The sequence below is a fragment of the Streptomyces silvisoli genome, assembly GCF_029269905.1.
GTDB lineage: Bacteria > Actinomycetota > Actinomycetes > Streptomycetales > Streptomycetaceae > Streptantibioticus_A > Streptantibioticus_A silvisoli_A.
Map to the genome: position 1 here is coordinate 135,325 of NZ_JARJBC010000009.1, position 24,614 is coordinate 159,938.

19 protein-coding genes and 1 pseudogene are annotated in these 24,614 nt (G+C 70.6%); 13 read left to right on the forward strand and 7 right to left on the reverse strand.

Annotated features, from left to right (window positions below; all coding sequences use genetic code 11):
• Positions 1-88: 88 nt before the first annotated feature.
• Positions 89-799, reverse strand: a complete 711-nt coding sequence (locus P3G67_RS16755; protein WP_276094200.1) for a bifunctional DNA primase/polymerase — start codon at positions 797-799, stop codon at positions 89-91.
• Positions 800-1,505: 706 nt separating this feature from the next.
• Between P3G67_RS16755 and P3G67_RS16760 the strand changes: the two genes are divergently transcribed.
• Both P3G67_RS16760 and P3G67_RS16765 read left to right on the forward strand, forming a co-directional pair.
• The gene (locus P3G67_RS16760; protein WP_276094201.1) at positions 1,506-3,050 is read left to right on the forward strand and encodes a PP2C family protein-serine/threonine phosphatase; all 1,545 of its coding nucleotides are present in this window, start codon (positions 1,506-1,508) and stop codon (positions 3,048-3,050) included.
• Between the two features lie 149 nt (positions 3,051-3,199).
• A complete protein-coding gene (locus P3G67_RS16765; protein ID WP_276094202.1) occupies positions 3,200-4,657 on the forward strand; it encodes an aminopeptidase P family protein in 1,458 nt (485 codons plus the stop codon).
• 107 nt (positions 4,658-4,764) lie between these two features.
• Here the strand turns inward: P3G67_RS16765 and P3G67_RS16770 are convergent, their stop codons facing one another.
• On the reverse strand, positions 4,765-5,217 hold the full coding sequence (locus P3G67_RS16770; protein WP_276094203.1) for an ATP-binding protein: 453 nt from the start codon (positions 5,215-5,217) through the stop codon (positions 4,765-4,767).
• 206 nt (positions 5,218-5,423) lie between these two features.
• On the opposite strand from P3G67_RS16770, the gene P3G67_RS16775 reads away from it, so the two are divergent.
• The 10 genes from P3G67_RS16775 (at position 5,424) to metG (ending at position 16,970) form a co-directional block, all read left to right on the forward strand.
• Entirely contained in the window at positions 5,424-6,209 is a 786-nt protein-coding gene (locus P3G67_RS16775; RefSeq protein WP_276094204.1) for a hypothetical protein, read from the forward strand.
• A 122-nt stretch (positions 6,210-6,331) separates the two neighbouring features.
• Positions 6,332-7,045 carry a YcnI family copper-binding membrane protein gene (locus P3G67_RS16780; RefSeq protein ID WP_276094205.1) on the forward strand — a complete coding sequence of 238 codons (714 nt, stop codon included), beginning with the start codon at positions 6,332-6,334 and terminating at the stop codon, positions 7,043-7,045.
• Between the two features lie 73 nt (positions 7,046-7,118).
• Positions 7,119-7,784: an SCO family protein gene (locus P3G67_RS16785; protein WP_276094206.1), complete on the forward strand. Its 666-nt coding sequence runs from the start codon at positions 7,119-7,121 to the stop codon at positions 7,782-7,784.
• Complete coding sequence (locus P3G67_RS16790) at positions 7,781-8,269, forward strand: copper chaperone PCu(A)C (protein ID WP_276094207.1); 489 nt, start codon at positions 7,781-7,783, stop codon at positions 8,267-8,269. Before P3G67_RS16785 ends, P3G67_RS16790 begins: the two co-directional genes overlap by 4 nt.
• Positions 8,270-8,276: 7 nt before the next feature.
• Positions 8,277-10,169, forward strand: a complete 1,893-nt coding sequence (locus tag P3G67_RS16795) for a copper resistance CopC/CopD family protein (RefSeq protein WP_276094208.1) — start codon at positions 8,277-8,279, stop codon at positions 10,167-10,169.
• Positions 10,169-11,440 carry an iron uptake transporter deferrochelatase/peroxidase subunit gene (efeB, locus tag P3G67_RS16800; RefSeq protein ID WP_276094209.1) on the forward strand — a complete coding sequence of 424 codons (1,272 nt, stop codon included), beginning with the start codon at positions 10,169-10,171 and terminating at the stop codon, positions 11,438-11,440. The genes P3G67_RS16795 and efeB (P3G67_RS16800) overlap by 1 nt, the downstream gene beginning before the upstream one ends.
• A gap of 52 nt (positions 11,441-11,492) precedes the next feature.
• Positions 11,493-12,425 (forward strand): prephenate dehydratase, encoded by a 933-nt coding sequence (pheA, locus tag P3G67_RS16805; RefSeq protein ID WP_276094283.1) that lies wholly within the window; start codon positions 11,493-11,495, stop codon positions 12,423-12,425.
• A 629-nt stretch (positions 12,426-13,054) separates the two neighbouring features.
• The gene (gene serS, locus P3G67_RS16810; RefSeq protein WP_276094210.1) at positions 13,055-14,344 is read left to right on the forward strand and encodes a serine--tRNA ligase; all 1,290 of its coding nucleotides are present in this window, start codon (positions 13,055-13,057) and stop codon (positions 14,342-14,344) included.
• The gene (locus P3G67_RS16815; protein WP_269855316.1) at positions 14,341-15,144 is read left to right on the forward strand and encodes an HAD family hydrolase; all 804 of its coding nucleotides are present in this window, start codon (positions 14,341-14,343) and stop codon (positions 15,142-15,144) included. Before serS ends, P3G67_RS16815 begins: the two co-directional genes overlap by 4 nt.
• A 92-nt stretch (positions 15,145-15,236) precedes the next feature.
• The gene (gene metG, locus P3G67_RS16820) at positions 15,237-16,970 is read left to right on the forward strand and encodes a methionine--tRNA ligase (protein WP_276094211.1); all 1,734 of its coding nucleotides are present in this window, start codon (positions 15,237-15,239) and stop codon (positions 16,968-16,970) included.
• Between the two features lie 115 nt (positions 16,971-17,085).
• Here the strand turns inward: metG and efeB (P3G67_RS16825) are convergent, their stop codons facing one another.
• The 3 genes from efeB (P3G67_RS16825) to aspS all read right to left on the reverse strand — a co-directional run bounded on the left by efeB (P3G67_RS16825) (position 17,086) and on the right by aspS (position 22,398).
• The gene (gene efeB, locus P3G67_RS16825; RefSeq protein WP_276094212.1) at positions 17,086-18,375 is read right to left on the reverse strand and encodes an iron uptake transporter deferrochelatase/peroxidase subunit; all 1,290 of its coding nucleotides are present in this window, start codon (positions 18,373-18,375) and stop codon (positions 17,086-17,088) included.
• Positions 18,376-18,401: 26 nt separating this feature from the next.
• Positions 18,402-20,471, reverse strand: a complete 2,070-nt coding sequence (gene efeU, locus P3G67_RS16830; protein WP_276094213.1) for an iron uptake transporter permease EfeU — start codon at positions 20,469-20,471, stop codon at positions 18,402-18,404.
• A 148-nt stretch (positions 20,472-20,619) separates the two neighbouring features.
• Entirely contained in the window at positions 20,620-22,398 is a 1,779-nt protein-coding gene (aspS, locus tag P3G67_RS16835; protein ID WP_276094214.1) for an aspartate--tRNA ligase, read from the reverse strand.
• A gap of 368 nt (positions 22,399-22,766) precedes the next feature.
• Here aspS and P3G67_RS16840 point away from each other — a divergent pair.
• A pseudogene (locus tag P3G67_RS16840) lies at positions 22,767-23,027 on the forward strand (ATP-binding protein); the annotation flags it as partial.
• On the opposite strand, the gene P3G67_RS16845 reads toward P3G67_RS16840, so the two are convergent.
• Complete coding sequence (locus P3G67_RS16845) at positions 22,997-23,980, reverse strand: pirin family protein (RefSeq protein ID WP_276094215.1); 984 nt, start codon at positions 23,978-23,980, stop codon at positions 22,997-22,999. The pseudogene P3G67_RS16840 and the gene P3G67_RS16845 sit on opposite strands and share 31 nt — an antisense overlap.
• Positions 23,981-24,147: 167 nt before the next feature.
• A complete protein-coding gene (locus P3G67_RS16850) occupies positions 24,148-24,597 on the reverse strand; it encodes an SseB family protein (protein ID WP_269855322.1) in 450 nt (149 codons plus the stop codon).
• Between the last annotated feature and the right edge of the window lie 17 nt (positions 24,598-24,614).

The window sequence follows — 24,614 nt, forward strand, 5'->3', positions numbered from 1 at the left end:
AACAGGGCTGTTCCGGTGGCCGCGCGGTACAACCCGCTATGGGCGGCCTCTCACACCCGAAAGAGTGAACAGCCGCGGATGTCAGGCCTCAGTACGCGAGACGGCTGCCGTCGGGCGCGGACGATCCCGCCTCGACCAGGGTGTCGACGATGACCGAGATCTCCGGCAGCCACGGCGCCCCGCCCCCCGGCCCCGGCTGCGGCGCCCGCTCCCAGCCCACCCGGCCGGCACCGGTGCGCGAGGGCGGCAGCACCACGTAGCCCCCGCGCCCGTGGTACCGCAACGAGGAGGGCACCCAGTCGTGCTGGTGCAGCAGTTCGCCGAGTTCCTCCATGGAGTACGGGGCGACCAGCAGCGCGGTGCGGGTCGGCGTCGCGACCACGGGGCCGAGCCTCACCCCCATCGCGTCGAGCGTGGCCAGCGCCCTGACACCGGCGCTGGCGGGCAGGCTGACCGCCGACACCGTGCGGCCGGTGGCGAGCAGCACGGGTGCGTCCGGGCGTTTGGTCCACCACCAGCCGACCATCCGTGCATCCGTCGTCGCGGCGAGCAGGTCGGGGTCGTGCGGATGCGCGCCGGGCACGGCGCAGTCCACCCGCGCGCAGGCGCAGGTCAGCGCCGCATCACCGCGGGACGAACCGCGCCGCTCCTCGGCCGCCAGGCCGGTGCCGACACCGGGCACCACCGGCCAGCTCCACCGCTCGGCGTAGGTGAGTGCCGCGCCGCGCGGTGTCGACCGCTCCCGCCTGGACCACTTGGACCACATGAACCCGCGTCGCCTTCCGAGGATCTCGCGCATGTGCGCTCGTTCCTTTCCCGTAAACGCTCCAGGATCTGCCCGTTACCAACCGAACGCGTCTCCCCCATGAGGGCAGCACACCGCGTACGAGGCAGCGCATCACGCCGTCGGCCAAGCGTGAAACATGGCGAGGGGTGGCGCTTACATGGCGTTTCGCTTGCTGTCCTGCAAAAGTTCCGACGCCGGTGCCGCTTGCCGACACCCCTCTGCTCGCAACGCCTCTGTTGTCGCAACCCCTTGTACAGGGGTTCGTCAGCCGTCGTCGTGTAGGACGCGCGGGCCGGGTCGCGGGTTCCTGCCGGATCTGGTCGATCGGGCGGCCCTGCCCCTGTCCCATCACGTACGTACCCGCCGACGCGGATATGACGCACTGTTGGACACGCTGGTGATTGGCACTGATTGGCGCCAGTCGATCGTGAATTGACTTAGCCGACGGCTATTTTAAGTCAACCTCTCACCATGAGCCGCTTCTGTGGCCCCTCAGAGACACCCGCGCGGCCACCTGCGCAATCCTGGACATGCCCTCATCCATGCGTGTACAAGGGAGGTATTGATAGCGGCGCAGCATGACATGGGGGTTTGCAATGCTATTGACAGAAAAGGGCAGTTCAGCCGCCGAGACAAACGTCACGCCCGAATACCAGCAAAGCGGTAGAAATCCGGGCAACCTCCACTGCGACCGGATTCACTGCGGAAGCCCCCGACCATGAGTGCAGCCCGCATCCCGAAAGTGGCCGGAATCGATCCTCTCACTACCGGCGTCACCGAGAATCCCGCCAGCGTGGCCGACTCACCCCCCGCCGAGACCACCGCCGGCACCCCGTCAGAGCCATCCGCCGAAGCCCCGAGTAAACCGTCCGCGGCCAGCGGAGCCTCTTCGCGCACGGCGCCCTCCGCACCGCGTGGCGACCGCACCACGACCCCCGCGGCCGACGGACTCGCCGACGCCTTCCGGTCGATCGACCAGCTCGCCGCCCTCCAGGACCGCATGGCCTCCTGGATCTCCGACCTCACCACGCTGCACGAGCTGACCGAGGAACTGGCCCGTACCGCCACCCTCGACGCCACCCTCAAGGAACTGCTGCGCACCGGCGCCGGTCTGGTCGGCGCCCGCCGCGGCCTGGCGGTCCTCGAACCGGCCGACGGCCTGGGCCCGTACACCTCCATCGGCTACGGGCTGCCGCGCGCCGACCTCGGCACCATGGAGACGGTGCCGCGCGGCGAGGCCGCCTTCGGCCGCCTGCTGGACGGCCCGGTGGTCGGCTACGCCGACGGCCTGGTGGAGGTGCTGCACACCGACCTGGCCCGGGAACCCGAGTTGGACCAGCGCCATCGCGAGGTCGCCCGGCAGCTCGGCTTCGGCGCCAGCTACGGACTGCGGCTGTCGACCACCCGCTGCGGGCGGCTCGGCGCCGTGGTCTGGCTCTACGACGAACCGGCCGAACCCACCGAGCGCCAGCGGCATCTGGCCGCCCTGTACGTGCGGTACGCCGCCGAGCTGGTCGCCCGGCAGATCGAGCACACCAGGGCGCACGACACCCTCGCCGTGGTGCGCGAGGAGTTGCTGCCCAGCAGGCTGCCCCGGGTGCCGGGGGTGCGGATGGCGGTGCGGCACCGGACCGGGCCGCGTGGTGGCGGCGACTGGTACGACGCGCTGCCGCTGCCGGAGGCCGCGCTCGGCCTGGCGGTCGGCTCGGTCACCGGCTCGGGTCCCAGCGCGGTGGCCGCGATGGGGCGGCTGCGGGCGTCGCTGCGGGCGTACGCGGTCATGGAGGGCGAGGACCCGGTCGCGGTGCTGTCCGACCTGGAGCTGCTGCTGCGGGTGACGGAACCGGCCCGGTCGGCGACCGCGCTGTTCACCTACGTGGAGCCGGGGAGCCGCAAGCTGCTGCTCGCCGGGGCCGGGCACTGCCCGCCGCTGGTCGTCGGCGAGCGGCGCGCCGAGTACGTGGAGACCTCGCTGTCCGCACCGCTGGGGATGCTCAGCTGCTGGGAGGCGCCCAGCGTGGAGTTCGAGGTGGAGCGCGGCGAGACACTGCTGCTGTACACCGACGGGCTGCTGCACCGGATGGGCCAGCCCGTGGACCGGGCGTTCGCGCTGCTGCACGCGGCGGCGGCGGACGCGCCCCGGGCCGCCCGGGAGGACCCGGAGCTGCTCGCCGACCACATGCTGCGGGTCTGCCTGCCGGACGAGCGGGAGACGCCGGGCGTCGACGACATCGTGCTGCTGGCCACCCGCTTCGACGACTGAACGTCGACCGAGCGGCACCCGCGGAGAGCCGCTTGACGCGGTCCCGACAGATGTTGTCCACAGGCTGGTGCAAGTGTTGTCCACAGGCCGGTCTGCACGCGCCCGCACGCGCTTACGATGGCATTCGTCCTAGTGCGAGGAGGCATGACGTGGCCGAGGAGCGCGCCCCGGAGAACCCCGAAGGCGATGAGCCGATCAAGCAGCGGAAGAACGGCCTGTACCCGGCCGTCTCCGACGAACTGGCCGAGTTGATGAAGTCCGGCTGGGCCGACACCGAGCTGCGTGACCTGCGGCCGATCGCCCAGGCTCGGTACGCGGCCGAGCGCCGCGCCGCACTTTCCGCGCGCTTCCCCGGCGAGCGGCTGGTGATCCCGGCGGGCAACCTGAAGACCCGCTCCAATGACACCGAGTACTCCTTCCGCGCCTCGTCGGAGTACGTGCACCTGACCGGCGACCAGACCCACGACGCCGTGCTGGTGCTGGAGCCCACCGCGGACGGGCACACCGCGACCGCGTACCTGCTGCCGCGTTCCGACCGGGAGAACGGCGAGTTCTGGCTGGACGGCCAGGGTGAGTTGTGGGTCGGCCGTCGGCACAGCCTGGCCGAGGGCGAGTTGCTGCTGGGGCTGCCCACCCGCGATGTGCGCAGGACCGCCGAGGAGTTGACCGCCGCCGCCCCGGCACCGACGCGCATCGTCCGCGGCTATGACGCCGGTCTTGAGCAGGCGCTCGCCGAGGCGCTGGACGCCGGGCGGGACGAGGAGCTGAAGGAGTTCCTCAGCGAGCTGCGGCTGGTCAAGGACGAGTGGGAGATCGGCGAGCTGCAGCGTGCGGTGGACTCCACCGTGCGCGGCTTCGAGGACGTGGTGAAGGTCCTCGACAGGGCCGAGGCCACCTCGGAGCGGTACATCGAGGGCACCTTCTTCCTGCGCGCCCGGGTCGAGGGCAACGACGTGGGCTACGGCAGCATCTGCGCCGCCGGTCCGCACGCCACCACCCTGCACTGGGTGCGCAACGACGGCGCGGTGCGCTCCGGCGACCTGCTGCTGCTGGACGCCGGGGTGGAGACCACCACCCTCTACACCGCCGACGTCACCCGCACCCTGCCCATCTCCGGCACCTACACCGAGTTGCAGCGCAAGATCTACGACGCGGTGTACGAGGCGCAGGAGGCGGGCATCGCCGCCGTCCGCCCGGGCGCCAAGTACCGCGACTTCCATGACGCCGCGCAGCGCGTGCTGGCCGAGAAGCTGGTCGAGTGGGGCATCGTCGAGGGCCCGGTGGAGCGCGTACTGGAGCTGGGCCTGCAGCGCCGCTGGACGCTGCACGGCACAGGCCACATGCTCGGCCTCGACGTGCACGACTGCGCCCAGGCCCGCACCGAGACCTATGTGGAGGGCACGCTGGAGCCGGGCATGGTGCTCACCGTGGAGCCCGGTTTGTACTTCCAGGCCGATGACACGCTGGTGCCGGAGGAGTACCGCGGCATAGGCGTCCGCATCGAGGACGACATCCTGGTCACCGAGGACGGCAACCGCAATCTGTCGGCGGCGCTGCCGCGGCGGGCGGACGAAGTCGAGGCGTGGATGCGCGAGTTGCGCGGCTGAGGCCGACGGCCTGACGATCGCGGTGCGGGGTGCGCGCCCCGCACCGCGATCCGGGCTCGCCCGCCCTGAGCGGCGCGGGCCGGTCGGCGGGATGGTGGCGGTCGTGGTCAGGATGCCTTGAGCAACGAGTCCTCGCGCCACTTGAGGACCTTGTCGAAGCTGACGACGGCGCCGTGCCCGGGCCTGTTGTGGAAGTGGACGTGGTCCACCAGCGATTCGATCAGGAACAGCCCCCGGCCGTGCTCCGACTGGTGGGATCTGCGGTTCAGCGGGCGCACGGTGCGCCGGATGCGGCCGAGGGGGAAGCCCGGTCCCGAGTCGGTGACCTCGATCCGGCAGCGGTCGCCCTCGATGTGGGCGGTGACCTGGTATCCGCCGCCCGGGCTCGCGCCACCCGCGTGCTCCACGGCGTTCGCGCAGGCCTCGGAGAGCGCCACCGACAGGTCGTAGGAGATGTCCGGATCGACGCCCGCGGTCTCCATCGTGCCGAGCAGGAGCCGACGGGCGAGCGGAACGCTCGCAGCTTCGCGCCGCAAATGGAGTGACCACCAGATGCTCATGCTCCAGCCTCCTGGCCGCGGCTCGATGTACGGATACGTATTGCCGCGAAAGTCGACCGGTAAGCGTGGTGTTGACGTGATGCCGCTCATTCGGCGGACGCATAGAACAGACATAGCGGAGTAATGGGGCACCTTTCGCGCACCGCCCCGAGCCGGGCACCCTGCTGTTCGGGGTGCCCGGGGCGGGTGGGATGATGACGCCCGCCATGACTGCCCCCGTGCGCGCCGGCGCCGATCTGAGACTGCTGAGGGCCGCGGTGTTCGCCGCGGTCTGCGTCACGCTGTCCGCGGCCGGGCACTCCATGGCGTCCGGGGGCGGCATCCCGCTGTGGGCGCTGCTGGCCGGTTGGGCCGCGGTGGTGGCGGTGGCCGCGCCGCTGGCGGGACGGGAGCGTTCGCTGCCCGGCATCGCGGCGGCCATGCTGGGCGGACAGCTGGGACTGCACGCCCTGTTCAGCGCCGGGCAGTGGTGCGCCGAACCGGTGACCGACGGGCGGTCGAGCCGGCTCATGGCGCTCGCCGGGCATCTGCTCTGCAACGACCAGTTGCTGCGGCTGACCCCGGACAGCGCCGAGCGTCTGCTGCGGCAGGCCCATATCGACCCGTCGTCAGCTCCCACGCCCCCTCAGAACATGCCCGGGATGCCGGGAATGGCGGTCGGGCACGGCTGTCTGGCGTACTCGCTGCCGATGATCTTCGGCCATCTGGCCGCCGCGCTGGTCACCGGATGGCTGCTACGCCGCGGTGAGGCCGCGCTGTGGCGGTTGGTCCGGCTGTCCGGCCACGGTGTGCGGCAGGCCGCCGGACTGCTGCCGCTGCGCGTCGCGCTGATCGCGGTACGGACCCTGGCCCTCGTCGCCGGACTGCTCGCCGAGCGGCTGACGGGGGTACGGCGGGGCCGTGCGGCGTACGGCTGCGCGCGTCCGGAGTCGGTGCTCCTTCAGCACTCGGTGATCCGGCGGGGTCCGCCCGCCCTGGCCCTGGCGGCCTGACGCGACCTCTCCCCCCAACACACGGATCGGCGGAACACGCCCGTCGGCTACTGGGGTCGCGGCCGCATGCGCGTCACCCTGAAGATCGCCTTCCGCATCCGTGGAGTTCCAACATCATGACCATGACCACCTCACGCAAGCGCGCCGTCAACCGTCTCGCGGCCGTCGGCGCCGCCACCGGCGCCTCCGTGCTGCTGCTCGCCGCACCGGCCTTCGCGCATGTCACCGTCACCCCGACCACCGCCGCCAAGGGCAGCTACAGCACGGTGGAGTTCAAGGTCCCCAACGAGGAGGACAACGCCAACACGGTCAAGGTCGAGGTCAACTTCCCCACCGACCACCCGCTCGCCTCGGTACAGACCGAGCCGGTTCCGGGTTGGACCGCCTCCGTCACCAAGACCAAACTCGCCAAGCCGATCAGCACCGACGACGGCCAGGTCACCGAGGCCGTCACCAAGATCACCTGGTCGGGCGGCCAGATCAAGCCGGGTGAGTTCCAGCGCTTCCCGGTGGCGCTGGGCCCGCTGCCGACCGACACCGGCACGCTCGCCTTCAAGGCGCTCCAGACCTACGACAACAACCAGGTCGTGCGCTGGATCGACACCTCGACGCCGGGCGGCGCCGAGCCCGCGCACCCCGCGCCGACCATCACCTTGACCGACGCCAAGAGCGGCGACGCCACCCAGACCGCCGCGCAGTCCACCGCGGCGAAGTCGTCCGGCGACAGTGACGACACCGCCCGGGTGCTGGGCGTCGTCGGCATCGTGCTCGGCGCCGCGGGTGTCGGCTACGGCGTGTTCGCCGGTCGCCGCCGCGGTGACGGCTCCGCCGTCTGACCTTCTCTCCGTACGGTCGTCCCGGTCCGTCCAGCGCGGACCGGGGCCCGCACCATCTTTGGGGAATCCCTGAATGCGTACACGTAACCACCGCGGCCGCACGGTCGCGCTCTGCGCGGCTTTCGCGGCGGCCGCCGCGCTCGCCCTGACCGCGTGCGGCAGCTCCACCGACGACAAGCCGGTCGCCTCGGTCTCCGCCTCCGCCAGCAGTGGCAGAGCGCTGCCGCTCACCCCGCCGATGGCCAAGCCGAACCTGGTGCTCACCGACACCCACGGCCAGAAGTTCGACCTCGCCAAGGAGACCGCGGGCAAGCCCGTGCTGCTCTACTTCGGCTACACGCACTGCCCGGACGTCTGCCCGCTGATCATGTCCGACATAGGCAACGCCAAGCGCAAGCTGCCCAAGGCCGAGCAGGACAAGATCCAGGTCATCTTCATCACCACCGACCCCGACCGGGACACCCCGCAGCGCCTTGCCAGCTGGCTGCCCGGCCAGGGCCAGGGCTTCATCGGGCTCACCGGTGACTTCAACACCATCCAGGCTGGCGCCAAGTCGCTCGGCATAACGATCGAGAAGCCGGTCAAGCAGCAGGACGGCAGCTACACCGTCACGCACAGCGCCGAGGTCCTGGCGTTCTCCCCCAAGGACGACAAGGCGCACTACGCGTACACCGACAGCGCGGACTCGGCCACGTACCAGCGTGACATCCCCAAGTTGATCAAGGGTGAGGACCTGTGAGACGACTCGCGGCGACCACGGCCGCTCTCGCGATCGGCGCGGTGGCGCTTACCGGATGCGGATCCTCCGATTCCGGCAACGGAAAGCCCGCGGGCTCCTCCCAACCAGCCAGCGCCAAGCCCGAGTTGAAGGTCAGTGGCGGATACGTGCCGCAGCCCGCGATGGACGACATGGCGGCGGGCTACTTCACGGTGGACAACACCGGCGGCGCCGGCGACCAACTGACCGGTGTCACCAGCGACGTGGCCTCCGACGTCACCATGCACCGCACGGAGTCGGACATGATGCAGGAGGTCAAGTCGTTCACCGTGCCCGCGCACGGAAGGCTCGTGCTGAGCACCGGCGGCAACCACCTGATGCTGATGGGGCTGAGGAAGAAGCCGACGGTGGGCGGGAAGGTGTCGTTCACCCTGCGCTTCGCCAAGTCGGCGCCGATCACGGTGACCGTCCCGGTGGAACCGGCGACCTACCGGCCGAAGGGCTGATCCGCCCATGGCCGCCGAACCGCTGACCACCACAGGGGGAAGGACGACCGCGCGGCGACTGCTGCTGGTGCTCGCCGCGCTGCTGACAGCCCTGCTGGCCGGGGCGGCCCCGGCGTCCGCGCACGCCGCGCTGCTGCGTACCGACCCCGGCGAGGGGTCGGTGGTGCCCTCGGCGCCGTCGCGGGTGCTGCTCACCTTCTCCGAGGGCGTGCTGCTGTCCAGCGACTCGGTACGGGTGCTCGACCCGTCCGGCAAGGAGGTCCAGCAGGGCGCCGCCCAGCACGCCGACGGCGCCACGGACACCGCGACCGTGCCGCTGCGCACCGGCCTGGGCAACGGCACGTACACCGTGGCGTGGAAGGCGGTCTCGGCGGACACCCATCCGGTCGCGGGCGCCTGGACGTTCTCCATCGGCGCGCCGTCGAAGACCTCGGCGGCGTTGCCCCGGCAGGACGTCGGCGGGGGCGCCGCCGGGGTGCTGTACGGGATCGGGCGCTATGTGGCGTACGGCGGGTTCGCGCTGCTGGTCGGTTGCTGCGCGTTCCTCGCGGTGTGCTGGCCGCGCGGCGCCCGGCTGCGGGTGATGCGGCGGCTGGCGGTCGGCGGCTGGGCGGCGATGGCGGTGTCCACGCTGGCGTTGCTGCTGCTGCGTGGCCCCTACGTCAACGGGACCGGCCTTGGCGGGGTCTTCGACCTCGGTGCGGTGCGGTCGGTGGTCGACACCAAGCCGGGAACGGCGCTGCTGTGCCGGTTGCTGCTGCTCGCCGCGGCGGCGGTGTTCCTGTCGGTGCTGTTCGGTGCCGCGTTCACCAGGGGTGCCTGGGCCGGACGGCGGAACCTGGCGGTCGGGCTGGCGGTCGGCGGCACGGCGATCGCGGCAGGGCTGGCGGCGACCTGGTCGCTGGCCGAGCACGCCTCGGTCGGCATCCAGCCGGGCGTGGCGATGCCGCTCGACATGCTGCACCTGCTGTCGATGGCGGTCTGGCTGGGCGGGCTCGCCGCGCTGCTGACCGCGCTGTACCGGACCGCGGGTATCGAACGGGAGGCGGTGCGCCGCTTCTCGCGGATCGCCTTCGGGTGCGTGTGCGTGCTGGCGGCGACCGGCGGCTACCAGGCCTGGCGGCAGGTCGGCTCCTGGCACGCGCTGCTGACGACCTCGTACGGGCAACTGCTGGTCGCCAAGGTCGCGCTGGTCGCGGTGGTGCTCGCCGCCGCGTACGTCTCCCGGCGCTGGACCGGCCGACTGGCCGAGCAGGACGTCCCGCAGGAGGAGCCGGAACCGGTACCGGCCGCGGGGCCCGCCGAGACGACGTCCACGAATCCGGCGCGGGCCGCCCAACTCGCCCGGCAGCGGGCCGCGTTGGCCACCGCACGGGCGCGCAGGCGCCGGGACGCCGATCCGGCGCGCACCGGCCTGCGCCGATCGGTGCTGGCCGAGGCGGCCGTCGCGGTGATCGTGCTGGCGGTCTCCACCGTGCTCAGCGGTACCGAGCCGGGCCGGGCGGTGGAGGAGGCCGCGGCGGCGGGGGCCGCGCCGGGCGCGGTGCCGGTGAGCGGCGGACCGGTGTTCGCCGCCATCCCGTACGACACCGGCGGGGCGAACGGCAAGGGCACCGCCAGCGTGCACATCGACCCGGCCCGCACCGGAAGCAACGAGCTGCACCTGATCCTGACCGACCCGGCGGGCAACCCGGTCGACGTGCCCGAGGTGGACCTCTCGTTCACCTTGAGGTCCCGGGGCATAGGGCCGCTGCCGGTGAAGCTCAGCCACGCCGGTACCGGCGCGTGGACGGCGGAGTCCGTCCAGTTGCCGATGGCCGGGCAGTGGCAACTGTCCCTGACCGTGCGCACCTCCGACATCGACGAGGTCACCGAGACCAAGAATGTGGCGATCGGCTGATGAAGAAAGCTACGGCCAAACCGGCGGCGGAACAAAGTGAACTGACGGAACGTCAGGAGATAACGAGACGGCGGCTGCTGGGGGCCGCGTCGGCCGCCGGTGCGGCGGGCCTGGTGGTCGGCGGCGCGGGCGGCGCGTACGGCTACGCGGCGATGTCCGATGGCGCGCCACTGACGTCGGTGGGCAGTACGGCGGTCCCCTTCCACGGCGACCACCAGGCGGGCATCGTCGACCCGGCGCAGGCCACCGGGCACCTGGTCGCCTTCGACCTGGCACCGGGCGCCGGGCGCAAGGGCGCCGCCGCGCTGCTGCGCCGCTGGTCGGCGGCGGCCGAGGCGATGACGGCGGGACGGGCACCGAACGGCGACAACCAGATCGCGCTGGACGCCGGGCCGTCCTCGCTGACCGTGACCTTCGGCTTCGGTCTCGGATTCTTCGACAAGACCGGGCTGAACGACCGGGTGCCGGAGAACCTGGCGCCGATCCCGCCGTTCTCCTCCGACGCGCTCGACCCCAAGCTGAGCGACGGCGACCTGTGGGTGCAGATCGGCGGTGACGACGGGCTGGTCGCCTTCCACGCGCTGCGCGTGCTGCAGAAGGAGGCGGCCGGCACGGCGACGCTGCGCTGGCAGATGAACGGGTTCAACCGCGCCCCCGGAGCCACCGAGCGGCCCAGGACGCCGCGCAACCTGATGGGCCAGATCGACGGCACCAACAACCCCAAGCCGACCGACAAGGACTTCGCCGCCAGGATCTTCGTCTCCGGCCAGACCGGCGCCGCGAGCTGGCTGAACGGCGGCTCCTACGCGGTGGTGCGGCGCATCCGGATGCTGCTGGACTCCTGGGACCACCTCTCGCTGGACCGCCAGGAGCGGGTGATAGGGCGGCGCAAGTCGGACGGCGCTCCGCTGTCGGGCGGGACCGAGACCACGCCGGTGGACCTCAACAAGATCAACCCGGACGGTTCGCTGGCGATCCCCGGGGACGCCCACATCCGCGTCGCCGCGCCCGCCTCCAACGGGGGCGCGGCCATGCTGCGGCGGGCGTTCTCGTACCACGACGGATACGACCAGGACGGCACGCCCAACGCCGGACTGCTGTTCGTGGCCTGGCAGTCGGACCCGTTCAACGGCTTCATCAAGGTGCAGCAGAAGCTGGACCGCGCGGACGGGCTGTCCCGCTTCATCCGGCACGAGTCCAGCGCGCTGTTCGCGGTGCCGGGCGGCTGCGCACCGGGCGAGTACGTGGGGCAGCGGCTGCTGGAGTCCTAGGTACTGGACGGGCGCCCCCGACGGGCTGCCGTCGCACTAGGGTGGCCCCATGATGTCCTCGTCCTCCGCCAGGTACACGTATCTCGGGCCCGAAGGCACCTTCACCGAGGCCGCGCTCCGTACGCTGCCGGAGGCGGCGACCCGTGAGCTGGTGCCGATGGTCTCGGTGCCCGCCGCGCTGGACGCGGTGCGCAACGGGGAGGCGGGCGGCGCGCTGGTGCCGATCGAGAACTCGGTCGAGGGCGGGGTCACCGCGACGCTGGACGAACTGGCCACCGGCACACCGCTGATGATCTACCGCGAGGTACTGCTGCCGATCGCCTTCGCACTGCTGGTACGGCCGGGCACCACGCTGGCCGACGTCAAGACGGTCACCGGGCATCCGGTGGCCCAGCCGCAGGTCCGCAACTGGCTGAAGGCGAACCTGCCGGAGGCGGTGTGGGAGTCGGCGGCGTCCAACGCGGACGGGGCGCGGCAGGTCCAGGAGGGCCGGTTCGACGGCGCGTTCGCGGGCGCGTTCGCGGCGCGGACGTACGGGCTCGAACCGCTGGTCACCGAGATCCACGACGCACCCAACGCGCAGACCCGGTTCGTCCTGGTCGGGGCCCCCGGGCGGGCGGCGGCGCGGACCGGCGCGGACAAGACGTCGGCGGTGTTCTGGCTGGGCGACGACCACCCCGGGGCGCTGCTCGAACTGCTCCAGGAATTCGCGGTGCGCGGGGTGAACCTGCTGCGCATCGAGTCCCGGCCGACCGGTGGCGGCATCGGGCGCTACTGCTTCTCGGTGGACGCGGAGGGGCACATCACCGACCGGCGGGTCGGCGAGGCGCTGATGGGGTTGAAGCGGATCTGCCCGCAGATCCGCTTCCTCGGCTCGTACCCGCGGGCCGACGAGACGCCGCCGCAGGTGCGGCCGGGCACCACGGACGAGGAGTTCGCGGCGGCGGCCGACTGGCTGACCCGAGCCCTGGACGGCCGGGCGTAGCGCCCGCCTGCCGTTCGGTCGGCGGCGCGACCGCTGCGAGCCGGTTCGGTATCGCCCGCCTCCGCCGTGGTGGCTGCTCGCCGCCGCGGCGGGCGGAGAGCTGCGGCGGACGCGTTATCCACGGAGTTATCCACAGGTGCCGCCCGGGCTGGGGATAAGTCGACAGATCGGCGTTGGGGGCAATGCGGCTTAGTCGACAAATCGGTTCAACAAGAACAACCGGGCGTAAGAGGCAGGCACGCATCATCCGTCAGCTTAATTCCGGCAGGCAACCCTATAGAGGGAGCCGAGCGGAGTGGTTCTCACTCGAAAGTGAGTATGGGGCCGGTTTAAACCCGGAATCATTGCCGCCAGCTCGTACCACAAAACGATCAAGACCGTTCTCCACAGACGCCGCGCACACCCTGTGGATAACGAAAAGCATCCCCACCTGCCTGTGGATAACCAGGGCCCCAACTTCCCTGCTCCGCAGGGGAGATGCCCCCCTGGGAGGGATGCGGTGAATTCGGTTGACGGATAAGTTTCCCACCCTTATCGACTTTCCCCACCCTTTCCTTAAAGCGGGCAAATCGCCACATAACGCACTTAACTTGTCGCGGCCACGGCCGGCGTCCCGGTAGCCTGTAGCCGTGATTGACCTTCGCCTGCTCCGTGAGGACCCCGACCGTGTGCGCGCCTCCCAGCGCGCCCGTGGAGAGGACGTCGGCCTCGTCGACGCACTGCTCTCCGCCGACGAGCGGCGCAGGTCGTCCGGCTCCCGCTTCGACCAGCTGCGCGCCGAGCAGAAGACGCTCGGCAAGCGCATCCCCAAGGCCACCGGCGACGAGAAGGCCGAACTGCTCAAGCAGGCCGCCGAACTGTCCGCCGCCGTCAAGGCCGCCGACGCCGAGCAGGACGAGGCCGCCGAGGAGGCCCAGCGCCTGCTGCTCCAGCTCGGCAACATCGTCCACCCCGACGTCCCGGTCGGCGGCGAGGAGGACTTCGCGGTCCTTGAGACCGTCGGCACCCCGCGCGACTTCGCGGCCGAGGGCTTCGAGCCCAAGGACCACCTGGAGCTGGGCCAGGCGCTCGGCGCCATCGACGTGGAGCGCGCCGCGAAGGTCTCCGGCTCGCGCTTCTACTACCTCACCGGCGTCGGCGCCCTGCTGGAGCTGGCCCTGGTCAACGCGGCCATCGCGCAGGCCACCGAGGCCGGTTTCACCCCGATGCTCACCCCGGCCCTGGTCCGCCCGCAGGCCATGGAGGGCACCGGCTTCCTGGGCCAGGCGGCGGAGAACGTGTACCACCTGGAGAAGGACGACTACTACCTGGTCGGCACCTCCGAAGTACCGCTCGCCGCCTACCACATGGACGAGATCCTCGACGCCGCGCGGCTGCCGCTGCGCTACGCGGGCTTCTCGCCCTGCTTCCGGCGCGAGGCGGGAACATACGGCAAGGACACCCGGGGCATCTTCCGGGTCCACCAGTTCGACAAGGTGGAGATGTTCTGCTTCGTCGCCCCGGAGGAGGCCGAAGCGGAGCACGCCCGGCTGCTGGCCTGGGAGAAACAGTGGCTCAGCTCGCTCGGCCTACCGTTCCAGGTGATCGACGTGGCCACCGGCGACCTCGGCGCCTCGGCGTCCCGCAAGTTCGACTGCGAGGCGTGGATCCCGACCCAGGGCAAGTACCGCGAGCTGACCTCGGCCTCGAACTGCACCGAGTTCCAGGCCCGCCGGCTCTCCGTACGGATGCGCGAGGACCGGGACGGCAAGCAGGTCACCCGGCCGCTTGCCACGCTCAACGGCACGCTGTGCGCGGTGCCCCGCACCATCGTGGCGCTGCTGGAGAACCACCAGCAGGCCGACGGCTCGGTCGTGGTACCCGAGGTGCTGCGGCCGTACCTCGGTGGCCGTGAGGTGCTGGAGCCCGTCGCCAAGTGACGCCGCCATACCGCCTCATCGCCACCGACCTCGACGGCACCCTGCTGCGCGGCGACGGCACCGTCTCCCGGCGCACCCGTGACGCGCTCGCCGCGGCCGCCGCGGCGGGCGCCGCGCACATCGTGGTGACCGGGCGACCCGTGTCCCGTACGAAGCACATACTGGACGCCCTCGGCTACCAGGGCCTCGCGGTCTGCGGGCAGGGTGCGCAGGTCTACCACGCCGGGGAGCACCGGCTGCTGACGTCGGTGACGCTCGACCGGCGGGCGGCGGCGACGGCGCTGGCGAAGATCGAGGCGGAGACCGGCGAGCTGGCCGTCGCCACCGTCCGGGACGGCCTGGACGGCGAGTTCCTGATGGGCGACGGCTACCGGCTGGCGACCGAACTGCCGATCACGCGGCTGAGGGAGCGCGCCGAGCTGTGGGCCGCGCCCATCGGCAAGGTGTTCATCCAGCACCCGCGGCTCGGCGACGACGCGCTCGCCGAGATCGCCCGGGGCGCCGCGGGCCACCTGGTCGGCGTGGTCATGGCGGGCGAGGGCATCGTCGAGCTGCTGCCGCTGGGCCTGAGCAAGGCCACCGGCCTGTCGCTGGCCGCCCGTCGGCTCTCGCTCACCGCGTCGGACACCATCGCCTTCGGTGACATGCCCAACGATGTGCCGATGTTCGGCTGGGCCGCGTACGGCGTCGCGATGGCGAACGCGCACCAGGAGCTGAAGGCGGTCGCCGACGAGGTGACCGCGAGCAACGAAGAGGACGGGATCGCCCTGGTCGTTGAGCGGCTTCTCGGCGACCGCTGAGGCGGGAGTGACGGGGGATTTTCCGGGGACAGGCGCCCGGAGCCCGCATATACGATGTCTACAGCCGCAGACGAATCCTGGGAGCCCGAGCAATGGCCCGACACCTGATCACCAGCGCCCTGCCGTACATCAATGGCATCAAGCACCTGGGCAACATGGTCGGGTCCATGCTCCCCGCCGACGTGTACGCGCGGTACCTGCGGCAGCGCGGCCATGAGGTGCTCTACATCTGTGCCACCGACGAGCACGGCACCCCCGCCGAACTCGCCGCCAAGGAGGCCGGACTGCCGGTGGACACCTTCTGCGCGCAGCAGCACGAAGCGCAGAAGGCGGTCTACGACGGCTTCGAGCTGTCCTTCGACTACTTCGGCCGCAGCTCCTCCGCGGAGAACCGCGACATCACCCAGCACTTCGCGCGCCGGCTGAAGGAGAACGGCTTCATCGAGGAGCGCGCGATCCGCCAGGTGTACTCGCTGGACGACGAGCGCTTCCTGCCCGACCGCTACATCGTCGGCACCTGCCCGCACTGCGGCTACGACAAGGCGCGCGGCGACCAGTGCGAGAACTGCACCCGGGTGCTGGACCCGACCGACCTGATCGACGCCCGTTCGGCGATCAGCGGCAGCAGCCGTCTGGAGGTCCGGGAGACCAAGCACCTGTTCCTGCTCCAGTCCAAGCTGCAGCCCGAGGTCGAGGGCTGGCTGGACTCCAACGGCAGCAAGGAGTGGCCGACGCTGGCCTCCTCCATCGCCCACAAGTGGCTGACCGAGGGCCTCCAGGACCGTGCGATCACCCGCGACCTGGAGTGGGGCGTGCCCGTACCGGCCGATGCCTGGCCGGAGTTGGCGGCCGAGGGCAAGGTCTTCTACGTCTGGTTCGACGCCCCGATCGAGTACATCGGCGCCACCAAGGAGTGGGCGGACGCCGCGCGAGGCACGGAGCAGGGGGACCGGGACTGGAAGTCCTGGTGGTACGAGGCCGACCACACCGTCCGGTACACCGAGTTCATGGCGAAGGACAACGTCCCGTTCCACACGGTGATGTTCCCGGCCACCCAGCTCGGCACCCGTGAGCCGTGGAAGAAGGTCGACTACGTCAAGGCCTTCAACTGGCTGAACTACTACGGCGGCAAGTTCTCCACCAGCCAGCGGCGCGGTGTGTTCACCGACGCGGCGCTTGAGCTGCTGCCGGCCGACTACTGGCGCTACTTCCTGATGGCGAACGCGCCGGAGTCCGACGACACCAGCTTCACCTGGGAGTTGTTCGCCTCCTCGGTCAACAAGGACCTGGCCGACACCCTCGGCAACTTCGTTAACCGCGTGCTGTCCTTCTCCCGCAAGCGGTTCGGCGACACCGTCCCGGCGGGCCGCGAAGCGGGCGAGGCGGAGGCCAAGCTGGGCGAGCAGATCGCGGAGCTGCTGGCCGAGTACGAGGAGCACATGGAAGCCCTGCAGTTCCGCAAGGCCGCGCAGGCGCTGCGCGCGCTGTGGAGTGCGGGCAACTCCTACCTGGAGGAGAAGGCTCCCTGGCTGGAGATCAAGACCGACCAGGACGGCGCGGCGCTCACCCTGCGAACCGCCATGAACCTGATCCACCTGTACTCGGTGGTCTCCGAGCCGTTCATCCCGGCCTCCGCGCGGGCCATGCGCTCGTCGTTCGACCTGTCGGACGACGACGCGCGGTGGGTGACCGCGGACCAGGCCCGTTCGCTGGACGCGGTCCCGGCCGGTACGCCGTTCACCGTTCCCCCGGTCCTCTTCGCCAAGATCACGGAGGAGGACCTGGAGTCCTACCGCGAGCGCTTCGGAGGCTCGGAAGCCGCGTAACGCGTTTCGCTGGGGCGCCTGCCCCAAGTCTTTTCCGCCGCGACGGCGAGCCACCACGAGGGCAGAGCCCGGCGGTGCCGAACGAACCGCAACCCCACTGGTAAGGGCTCGCCGCCTAGGCGGAGAGCAGGCCGCGGCCCAGCCAGTCGTTCTTGTCCCGCACGCCCGGCAGGCAGAAGAAGTAGCCGCCGCCGGTCGGGGAGATGTAGTCGACCAGCGGCTCGTCGATGAGCCGGGTCTGGGTGGCCTCGAACTGCCGCACCACGTCCTGCTGGTAGCAGCAGAAGACCAGGCCCATGTCGAGGTTGCCGACGTTGTCCACGCCGCGGTCGTAGTTGAAGCCCCGGCGCAGGATGCGCGAGTCGTCGGACTTGGCGGTGCGCGGGTTGGCCAGCCGGATGTGCGCGTCCAGCGGGATCGCGTTGCCCTGCGGGTCCTTGGCGTAGTCCGGGACGTCGGTCTCGTTGGCGCCGTCGAGCGGCGCTCCGGTGTCCTTGCGGCGGCCGAACATCTTCTCCTGCTCGGTGAGCGAGACCCGGTCCCAGAACTCGACGAGCATGCGGATGATGCGGATCACCTGGTAGCTGCCGCCAACCGCCCACGAGGGCTCACCACTTGAGCCGGTCACCCAGACCAGGTGGTCCATCTCGCGCGGGGACTTCACGTCCGGGTTGGCGATGCCGTCCTTGAAACCGAGCAGGTTGCGCTGGGCGCCGGTCGGACGCGGTGCGCTCTGGAAGCCGTCGATCTTCCACTTGATCTGCATCGCGCCACGGGTGTGCTTGGCGATGTCGCGCAGCGCGTGCAGCACGCTGTCCTGGCTGCCCGCGCAGATCTGCAGCGACAGGTCGCCGTGGCACTCGGCCGGGTTGAGGTTGTCGTTGGGGAAGGTGCGCATCGGGGTCAGCTTGCGCGGCTTGGCCTTGGCGAGCCCGAAGCGGTCGTCGAACAACGAGGAGCCGACGCCGAGCGTGACGGTGAGCGCGTCGGCCGGAACGACCGGCCCCAGGATGCCGTTGTCGGACGGCGGCGCGCCGACGCCGAGGTCGACCGGAGTGCCACCGGCGGTCAGGAAGCGCGCCCGCTCGGTGATCGTCCTGAACAGGTCGGCGAGTTCCTTGCGGTTCTGCGCGATCACGTTGAACGAGACGAACGTCGCGGCCGTCGGCTGCGGGGTGAGGATGCCCGCCTGGTACTGGCCGTGGAAGTCGACCGCGCCCGCCCGGCTGGTGATCGGCGCGCCCTGCTCCGTGGTGCCGTCGGTCTCGGCCGAGGCCCGGCCCGCGCTCAGCGCGACGCCGCCACCGGCGAGCACGGCACCGGCCGCGCCCGCGCCCAGTGCCGTCTTCATGAACGAACGGCGCCCGTGCCCCGCCGGGCAGCCGCCCTGGGCGGCGGCGGACATGGCTTCGTGATTCACAGGACAGGACATCAGGCAGACTTCCGGATCTCGAGGAGGTCGGGGATCGGGGACAGGTCCTCAAGGAGCTGGCCGGTGGCGCCGTTGAGGGTGGCGCGGGTGGTCGCGTCGAGCTTCTCGACCGGCGTCCAGTTGTCGCCGTCGTGCTGTGCGTCGAGGAGCTTGCGGACCCGTGCGATGTCGGCGTCCACGGTGCCGATCAGCCGCGGCGAGCGCTTGGTGATCAACGGCCGCAGCACGTCGAGGAGTTCCCCCGTACCGGCGAGGTTGGCGTTGGCGGTCGCCAGGTTCGTACCGCTGCCCTCGTCGGTGTCGCTGGTCAGCTCGAACTGGAGGGTGTTCTCCAGGATCTCGTGGGTGCGCAGCGGCAGGTCGGAGACGTCGAAGTCCTGGGTGGGGAAGGCCTTCTGCAACCCCTGGACGTCCTTGACGAGTTGGTCGGCGTTGCCCTGCACGTCAGAGGCGGAGGCGCCGTGCCACAGCTGGTACTCGACCTTGTGGAAGCCCGTGAAACCGGGGTCGTTGACGCCCTGCGGCAGACCGTCGGCCCGCCCGTTGATCTTCTTGTCGAAGTCCTGGAAGGTGCCGTAGGCGGCGCCCAGCGAGGAGTACGTCAGATGGGCGGTGAGCCAGTCGCGCCTGGCGGCGTCCAGGTCGTTGTTCTTCACGTCGTCCTGGAGGGTCTGGGTCTGGGTGACCAGGGTGGCCAGGCCCTTGTTGACATAGGTCTTGTAGGACGCGAGGGCGGGTTGCAGGTCCTGTTCCGAGACCGGGGCCACCGCGGTGACGTTGCCGCCGCCGCTGACCTGGATCGCCGCGGAGGTGGTGACCTTGCCGCCGGTGGGCACGCAGCGCCAGGCGTACGAGCCGCTTCCGACGGTGGCGACCAGGTCGCGGGTGGTGCCGGGGGCGAGGCCCTCGATCTCCCCGTAGACCGCGTTGGTCGACGGGTCGATCAGGTAGACCTCGGAGGTCTTGTTGCCGGTGTTGTGCATCTGGAAGCTCTGGCGGCCCGGCTTGGGCGCCTTGAACCCCTTGCCGCAGTCGGCCTCCGAGACGGCGATGGTCTGCGACTGGTCGGTCTTGGAACCGGACACCGCGATGACGCCTCCGGCGACCACCACGGGGACCGCGACCACGGCGGCGGGGACGACCCACGCGGGGCGCTTGCGGGGCTGCTTCTGCGCGGGGCGCGGTTCGGCCTCGGCCTGCTTGTCCGGTGCGGGCCGCTGCTGCGGCTCGGCCTTCTCCGGCTTGGTGGCCGGACGGGCCGCCTTGAGGCCGCGTACGAACAGCGTCATCACCACGACGAGGTAGCCGGCGTACGCGATCGTCTGCAGCCAGGTCATCTGCGGGGTGAGGTTGAAGACGCCCTGGAGCAGGGTGCCCCACCACGAGCTGGCGTCCACGCTCTGGCTCAGGTGGACGGCGAACGAGGTGGCGCCGGGCAGTACACCGCCCTCCTGCAGGTCGCGCAGTCCGTAGCCGAACACGCCGGCGGCGATGACGATCAGGACGATGCCGGTGCGGGTGAAGAACCTGGTGAGGTTGATCTTCAACACCCTGCGGTACAGGCCCCAGCAGAGTCCGGCCGCCAGCACCAGACCGATCCCGGCGCCGATCATCGGGCCGGTGGACTCGCCCGCGGCCCGAGCGGTGGTCCACAGGAACAGCGCCGTCTCAAGTCCCTCGCGGCCCACCGCGAGGAACGAGGTGACGATCAGCATGCCCGCGCCCATGGAGAGCGCGTTGGTGACCTTCTCGCGGATCTCGCCGGACAGGTTGCGCGCGGAGCGGCGCATCCAGAACACCATCGCGGTGACGAAGGCGACGGCGATGACGCTCAGCGCGCCGCCGAAGGACTCCTGCGCGGTGGCGGAGAGGTTGGCGGCGGTGAAGGTGAGCACCGCGCCGAAGCTCATGGAGAGCGCGACCGCGCCCAGTACACCCGTCCACACCTGCGGCAGCCGGGACTTCTGGTCGGCGCGCACGAGGGTGGCGACGAGGATGGAGACGATCAGACCGGCCTCAAGTCCTTCTCTGAGACCGATCAGAAAGCTGGGAAACGCGTCGTCCCACATGTCGTCGCTTCCTCTCGCGAACCGGCGGCGGCTTAGCTTAGGCGAACCTTAGTAGACAGTTCCAGATGCCGTGGCCATGGCTGCGCGCCCGCATACGCGAAGGCCCCGGAACCATAGAGAGATTCCGGGGCCTTTGTCGTGCTATGTCCTACTTTTCTCCACCCGGCTTGGCCGCGGGCTTGCGGATGCTGAGATGCAACTCACGCAGCCGCGCCTCGTCGACCTCGCTCGGGGCGCCCATCAGCAGGTCCTGAGCGGTCTGGTTGAGCGGGAAGGCGATGGTCTCGCGGATGTTGGGCTCGTCGGCGAGCAGCATCACCATGCGGTCCACACCCGGGGCGATGCCACCGTGCGGCGGAGCGCCGTAGTGGAAGGCGCGCAGCATGCCGCCGAACTCCTTCTCCACGCTCTCCCGCGAGTAGCCCGCGATCTCGAACGCCTTGTACATGACGTCCGGTTCGTGGTTCCGGATCGCGCCCGAGGAAAGCTCGACGCCGTTGCAGACGATGTCGTACTGCCAGGCCAGGATGTCCAGCGGGTCCTTGGTCTGCAGCGCCTCAAGGCCGCCCTGCGGCATCGAGAACGGGTTGTGGCTGAACTCGACCTGGCCGGTGTCCTCGTTCCGCTCGAACATCGGGAAGTCCACGATCCAGCAGAAGCGGAAGACGTCCTCGGTGAAGTGGCCGGCCCGCTTGGCGGCCTCGACACGGACCGCGCCCATGATCTTGGAGACCTCGTCGAACTCGCCCGCGCCGAAGAACACGGCGGTGCCGGGCCTGCCGTCGACGGCCTCGATCAGCGCCTTGGTGTCGTCCTCGGTGAGGAACTTGGCGATCGGGCCGGTGAGTTCGTTGTTCTCGCCGATCCGGATCCACGCCAGGCCCTTGGCGCCCTGCTCGACCGCGAACTCGCCCATCTGGTCGAAGAACTTGCGGGGCTGGCCCGCGGTGTCCGGCACCGCCAGCGCACGGACGTGCTTGCCCGCGAAGGCCTTGAAACCGGAGTCGGCGAACACGCCGGAGACATCGACCAGTTCCAGCTCGGCGCGCAGGTCCGGCTTGTCGGAGCCGTACTTGAGCATCGCCTCGCGGAACGGGATGCGGGGGAACGGAGAGGTGACGTGGCGGCCACCGCCGAACTTCTCGAACAGGTCGGTCATCACCGTCTCGATGACGGAGAAGACGTCCTCCTGCTCCACGAAGCTCATCTCGACGTCGAGCTGGTAGAACTCGCCCGGCGAGCGGTCGGCGCGGCTGTCCTCGTCGCGGAAGCACGGCGCGATCTGGAAGTAGCGGTCGAAGCCCGCGATCATCAGCAGCTGCTTGAACTGCTGCGGGGCCTGCGGCAGCGCGTAGAACTTGCCGGCGTGGACCCGGGACGGGACCAGGAAGTCGCGGGCGCCCTCGGGGGAGGTCGCGGACAGGATCGGGGTCGCCATCTCGGTGAAGCCGAGGTTGGTCATCTCCCTGCGGAGGAAGGCGATGACCTGGGAGCGCAGCATGATGTTGCGGTGCATGCGCTGACGGCGCAGGTCGAGGAAGCGGTTGGTGAGCCGGGCCTCCTCGTTGGCGTTGTCCTCCGGGAAGACCGGGAACGGCAGCGGGTCGGCGGCGCCCAGCACCTCGACCTCGGTGACCTCGACCTCGATCTCACCGGTCGGCAACTCGGGGTTGACGTTCTCCGCGCCACGGGCGAGCACGCGGCCGTCGACCCGGAGCACGGACTCCTTCGTCTGCCGGTCCAGCGCCTCGTACGCGGGGGTGCCCGGGCGGGCTACCAGCTGCACCAGGCCGTAGTGGTCCCGCAGATCGACGAAGAGGATGCCGCCCAGGTCGCGCCGGTTGTGCAGCCAACCGGACAGGCGCACCTCTTTGTCGACGTCAGCGGCGCGCAGCTCGCCGCAAGTGTGGGACCGGTACCGATGCATCGTCCATCCAAGTCTGGGATCCGGGACACCCCGGAAATAACACAGCAGGCCCCCCAAGCGTACCGTGACGCCCCGCGTCAACCCTTGGCATATACATGGCGTCCCCCGGGGTCCTGGCGAGCGGCCCTCAGAGTGGGCGGGGCGCACGCCTGGAGTCGGGGAGCGTACCGTAGGCGGACATATCACTAAAGTAAGGACGATGTACACGCAGCCGCGCCGGGCCGAGGATGTGCTGGCCGCTGTCGGCACCGGTCTGTGGCGTTGGGACAACGGTTCGGGAACCGTCACCCTGGACGACGCGGCCGTCGCACTGCTCGGCCTGCCGCCAGGCGCCCGCACCGTGCACGCCGCCACCGTACGGGCCTGCCAACGTGCTGGTGCACACCGAGGGCGACGCGGTGCTGTCCGCGGAGGTGCTGGGGCGGCCCGGCTCGCGCAGGCTGCGCGTCGAGGTGGCCGACCCCAGCGATGACATGCCGCACCGGCGGGCGCAGGGTGAAATGGCGTCGTCCGGGCGGGGGTTGCTGTTGATGGACCAACTCGCCGACGCCTGGGGGGTTTCACCCCGCGGGCATGGCAAGTCGATCTGGTTCGAACTCTACGAGGCGGACGCGTCCGTCTCCGGCTGAGTCCGCCGGGTGGCCGGGACCGTGCCCAGGCGTCCGGCCTGGAAGTCCTCGAAGGCCTGGGCCAGTTCGGCATGACTGTTCATCACGAACGGGCCGTAGTGGAACATCGGCTCCCGGATCGGCAGGCCGCCCAGCAGCACCACCTCAAGGTTCGGACTGCGCGACTCCTGGCTGGCGTCCGCCCGCAGGGTGAGCGTCTCCCCGTGGCCGAACACCACCGTCTGCCCGGTGCGGAACGGCCGTTCCTCCGCTCCCGCCAGGCCCCGGCCGGCCAGCCCGTAGGCCAGCGCGTTGAAGTCCGGCCGCCAGGGCAGCGTGAGTTGGGCGCCCGGGTTCAGCGAGACGTGCAGCATGGTGATCGGGGTGTGGGTGACACCGGGACCGCGGTGGCCCGCGATCTCACCCGCGATCAGCCGCAGCAGCGCACCGCCGTCCGCGGAGGTCAGCAGCGCGACCCGGCCGCCGTCGATGTCCTGGTACCTGGGCGGCATCATCTTGTGCTCGCGCGGCAGGTTGACCCACAACTGGAGGCCGTGGAACAGCCCACCGCTGACGACGAGTTCCTCCGGCGGCGCCTCGATGTGCAGCAGTCCGCTGCCCGCGGTCATCCACTGGGTGTCGCCGCCGTTGATGACACCGCCACCACCGTTGGAGTCCTGGTGCACGAAGGTGCCGTCGATCAGGTACGTGACGGTCTCGAAGCCGCGGTGCGGATGCCACGGGGTGCCCTTGGCCTCGCCGGGCGCGTACTCCACCTCGCCCATCTGGTCCATCATGATGAACGGGTCGAGGTGCCGGTAGTCGATGCCCGCGAAGGCGCGGCGGACGGGGAAGCCCTCGCCCTCGAACCCGCCGGGGGCGGTGGACACCGCGAGCACCGGACGGTTCACGGCCCCGTCGGGCGCCGCTACGCGCGGCAGGGTCAGCGGGTTTTCAACGGTCACGGCGGGCATGGGACCTCCTCGGTCTCACCGTCCAAGTTAGTTGAACAGTGAACAACCCGCAAGGCGGACCTGTTCCCACCCGGATTCCGTGAGACGTTCACGCGCCGCGACAGCGAGCGACGGCGCCGCGGCGGTGCCGAACCCGCCGCGACCGTGCGCGGACCCCGCGGGAGGCGTCAGCCGTACATCCGCCGCATGGCGAAGTCGACCATCTGCTCCACGGCCTTCGCGTCGAAGACCATCCGGTGGTCACCCTCCATGTCGAGGACGAACCCGTAGCCGGTCGGCAGCAGGTCCAGCACCTCGGCGCCGGTGATCACGAAGTACTTGGAGTCCTTGCCCGCGTAGCGGCGCAGCTCCTTGAGCGAGCTGAACATCGGGATGACCGGCTGCTGGGTGTTGTGCAGCGCGAGGAAACCCGGGTTGTCGCCGCGCGGGCAGTAGACCCGGGCGGTCGCGAAGATGCTCTGGAAGTCCTCCGCCGACATCGAACCGGTGGTGAAGGCGCGCACCGCGTCGGCCAGCGAGGGCGGCGACGGCTCGGGGTAGAGCGGCGGCTGGGGGCCGTAGCCTCCGGCGGGCGGAGCGGCGGCACCCTGGGCAGCGGTCTGGTCGTAGCCGTACACGCGCCCAAGAGTAGCGA

Bases quoted from the DNA above. Each gene is read 5' to 3' on its own strand.
- P3G67_RS16755 (WP_276094200.1), bottom strand. From the start codon at position 799: ATGCGCGAGATCCTCGGAAGGCGACGCGGGTTCATGTGGTCCAAGTGG.
- P3G67_RS16760 (WP_276094201.1), top strand. From the start codon at position 1,506: ATGAGTGCAGCCCGCATCCCGAAAGTGGCCGGAATCGATCCTCTCACT.
- P3G67_RS16770 (WP_276094203.1), bottom strand. From the start codon at position 5,217: ATGAGCATCTGGTGGTCACTCCATTTGCGGCGCGAAGCTGCGAGCGTT.
- P3G67_RS16775 (WP_276094204.1), top strand. From the start codon at position 5,424: ATGACTGCCCCCGTGCGCGCCGGCGCCGATCTGAGACTGCTGAGGGCC.
- P3G67_RS16780 (WP_276094205.1), top strand. From the start codon at position 6,332: ATGACCACCTCACGCAAGCGCGCCGTCAACCGTCTCGCGGCCGTCGGC.
- P3G67_RS16785 (WP_276094206.1), top strand. From the start codon at position 7,119: ATGCGTACACGTAACCACCGCGGCCGCACGGTCGCGCTCTGCGCGGCT.
- P3G67_RS16795 (WP_276094208.1), top strand. From the start codon at position 8,277: ATGGCCGCCGAACCGCTGACCACCACAGGGGGAAGGACGACCGCGCGG.
- efeB (WP_276094209.1), top strand. From the start codon at position 10,169: ATGAAGAAAGCTACGGCCAAACCGGCGGCGGAACAAAGTGAACTGACG.
- pheA (WP_276094283.1), top strand. From the start codon at position 11,493: ATGTCCTCGTCCTCCGCCAGGTACACGTATCTCGGGCCCGAAGGCACC.
- metG (WP_276094211.1), top strand. From the start codon at position 15,237: ATGGCCCGACACCTGATCACCAGCGCCCTGCCGTACATCAATGGCATC.
- efeB (WP_276094212.1), bottom strand. From the start codon at position 18,375: ATGTCCGCCGCCGCCCAGGGCGGCTGCCCGGCGGGGCACGGGCGCCGT.
- efeU (WP_276094213.1), bottom strand. From the start codon at position 20,471: ATGTGGGACGACGCGTTTCCCAGCTTTCTGATCGGTCTCAGAGAAGGA.
- aspS (WP_276094214.1), bottom strand. From the start codon at position 22,398: ATGCATCGGTACCGGTCCCACACTTGCGGCGAGCTGCGCGCCGCTGAC.
- P3G67_RS16845 (WP_276094215.1), bottom strand. From the start codon at position 23,980: ATGCCCGCCGTGACCGTTGAAAACCCGCTGACCCTGCCGCGCGTAGCG.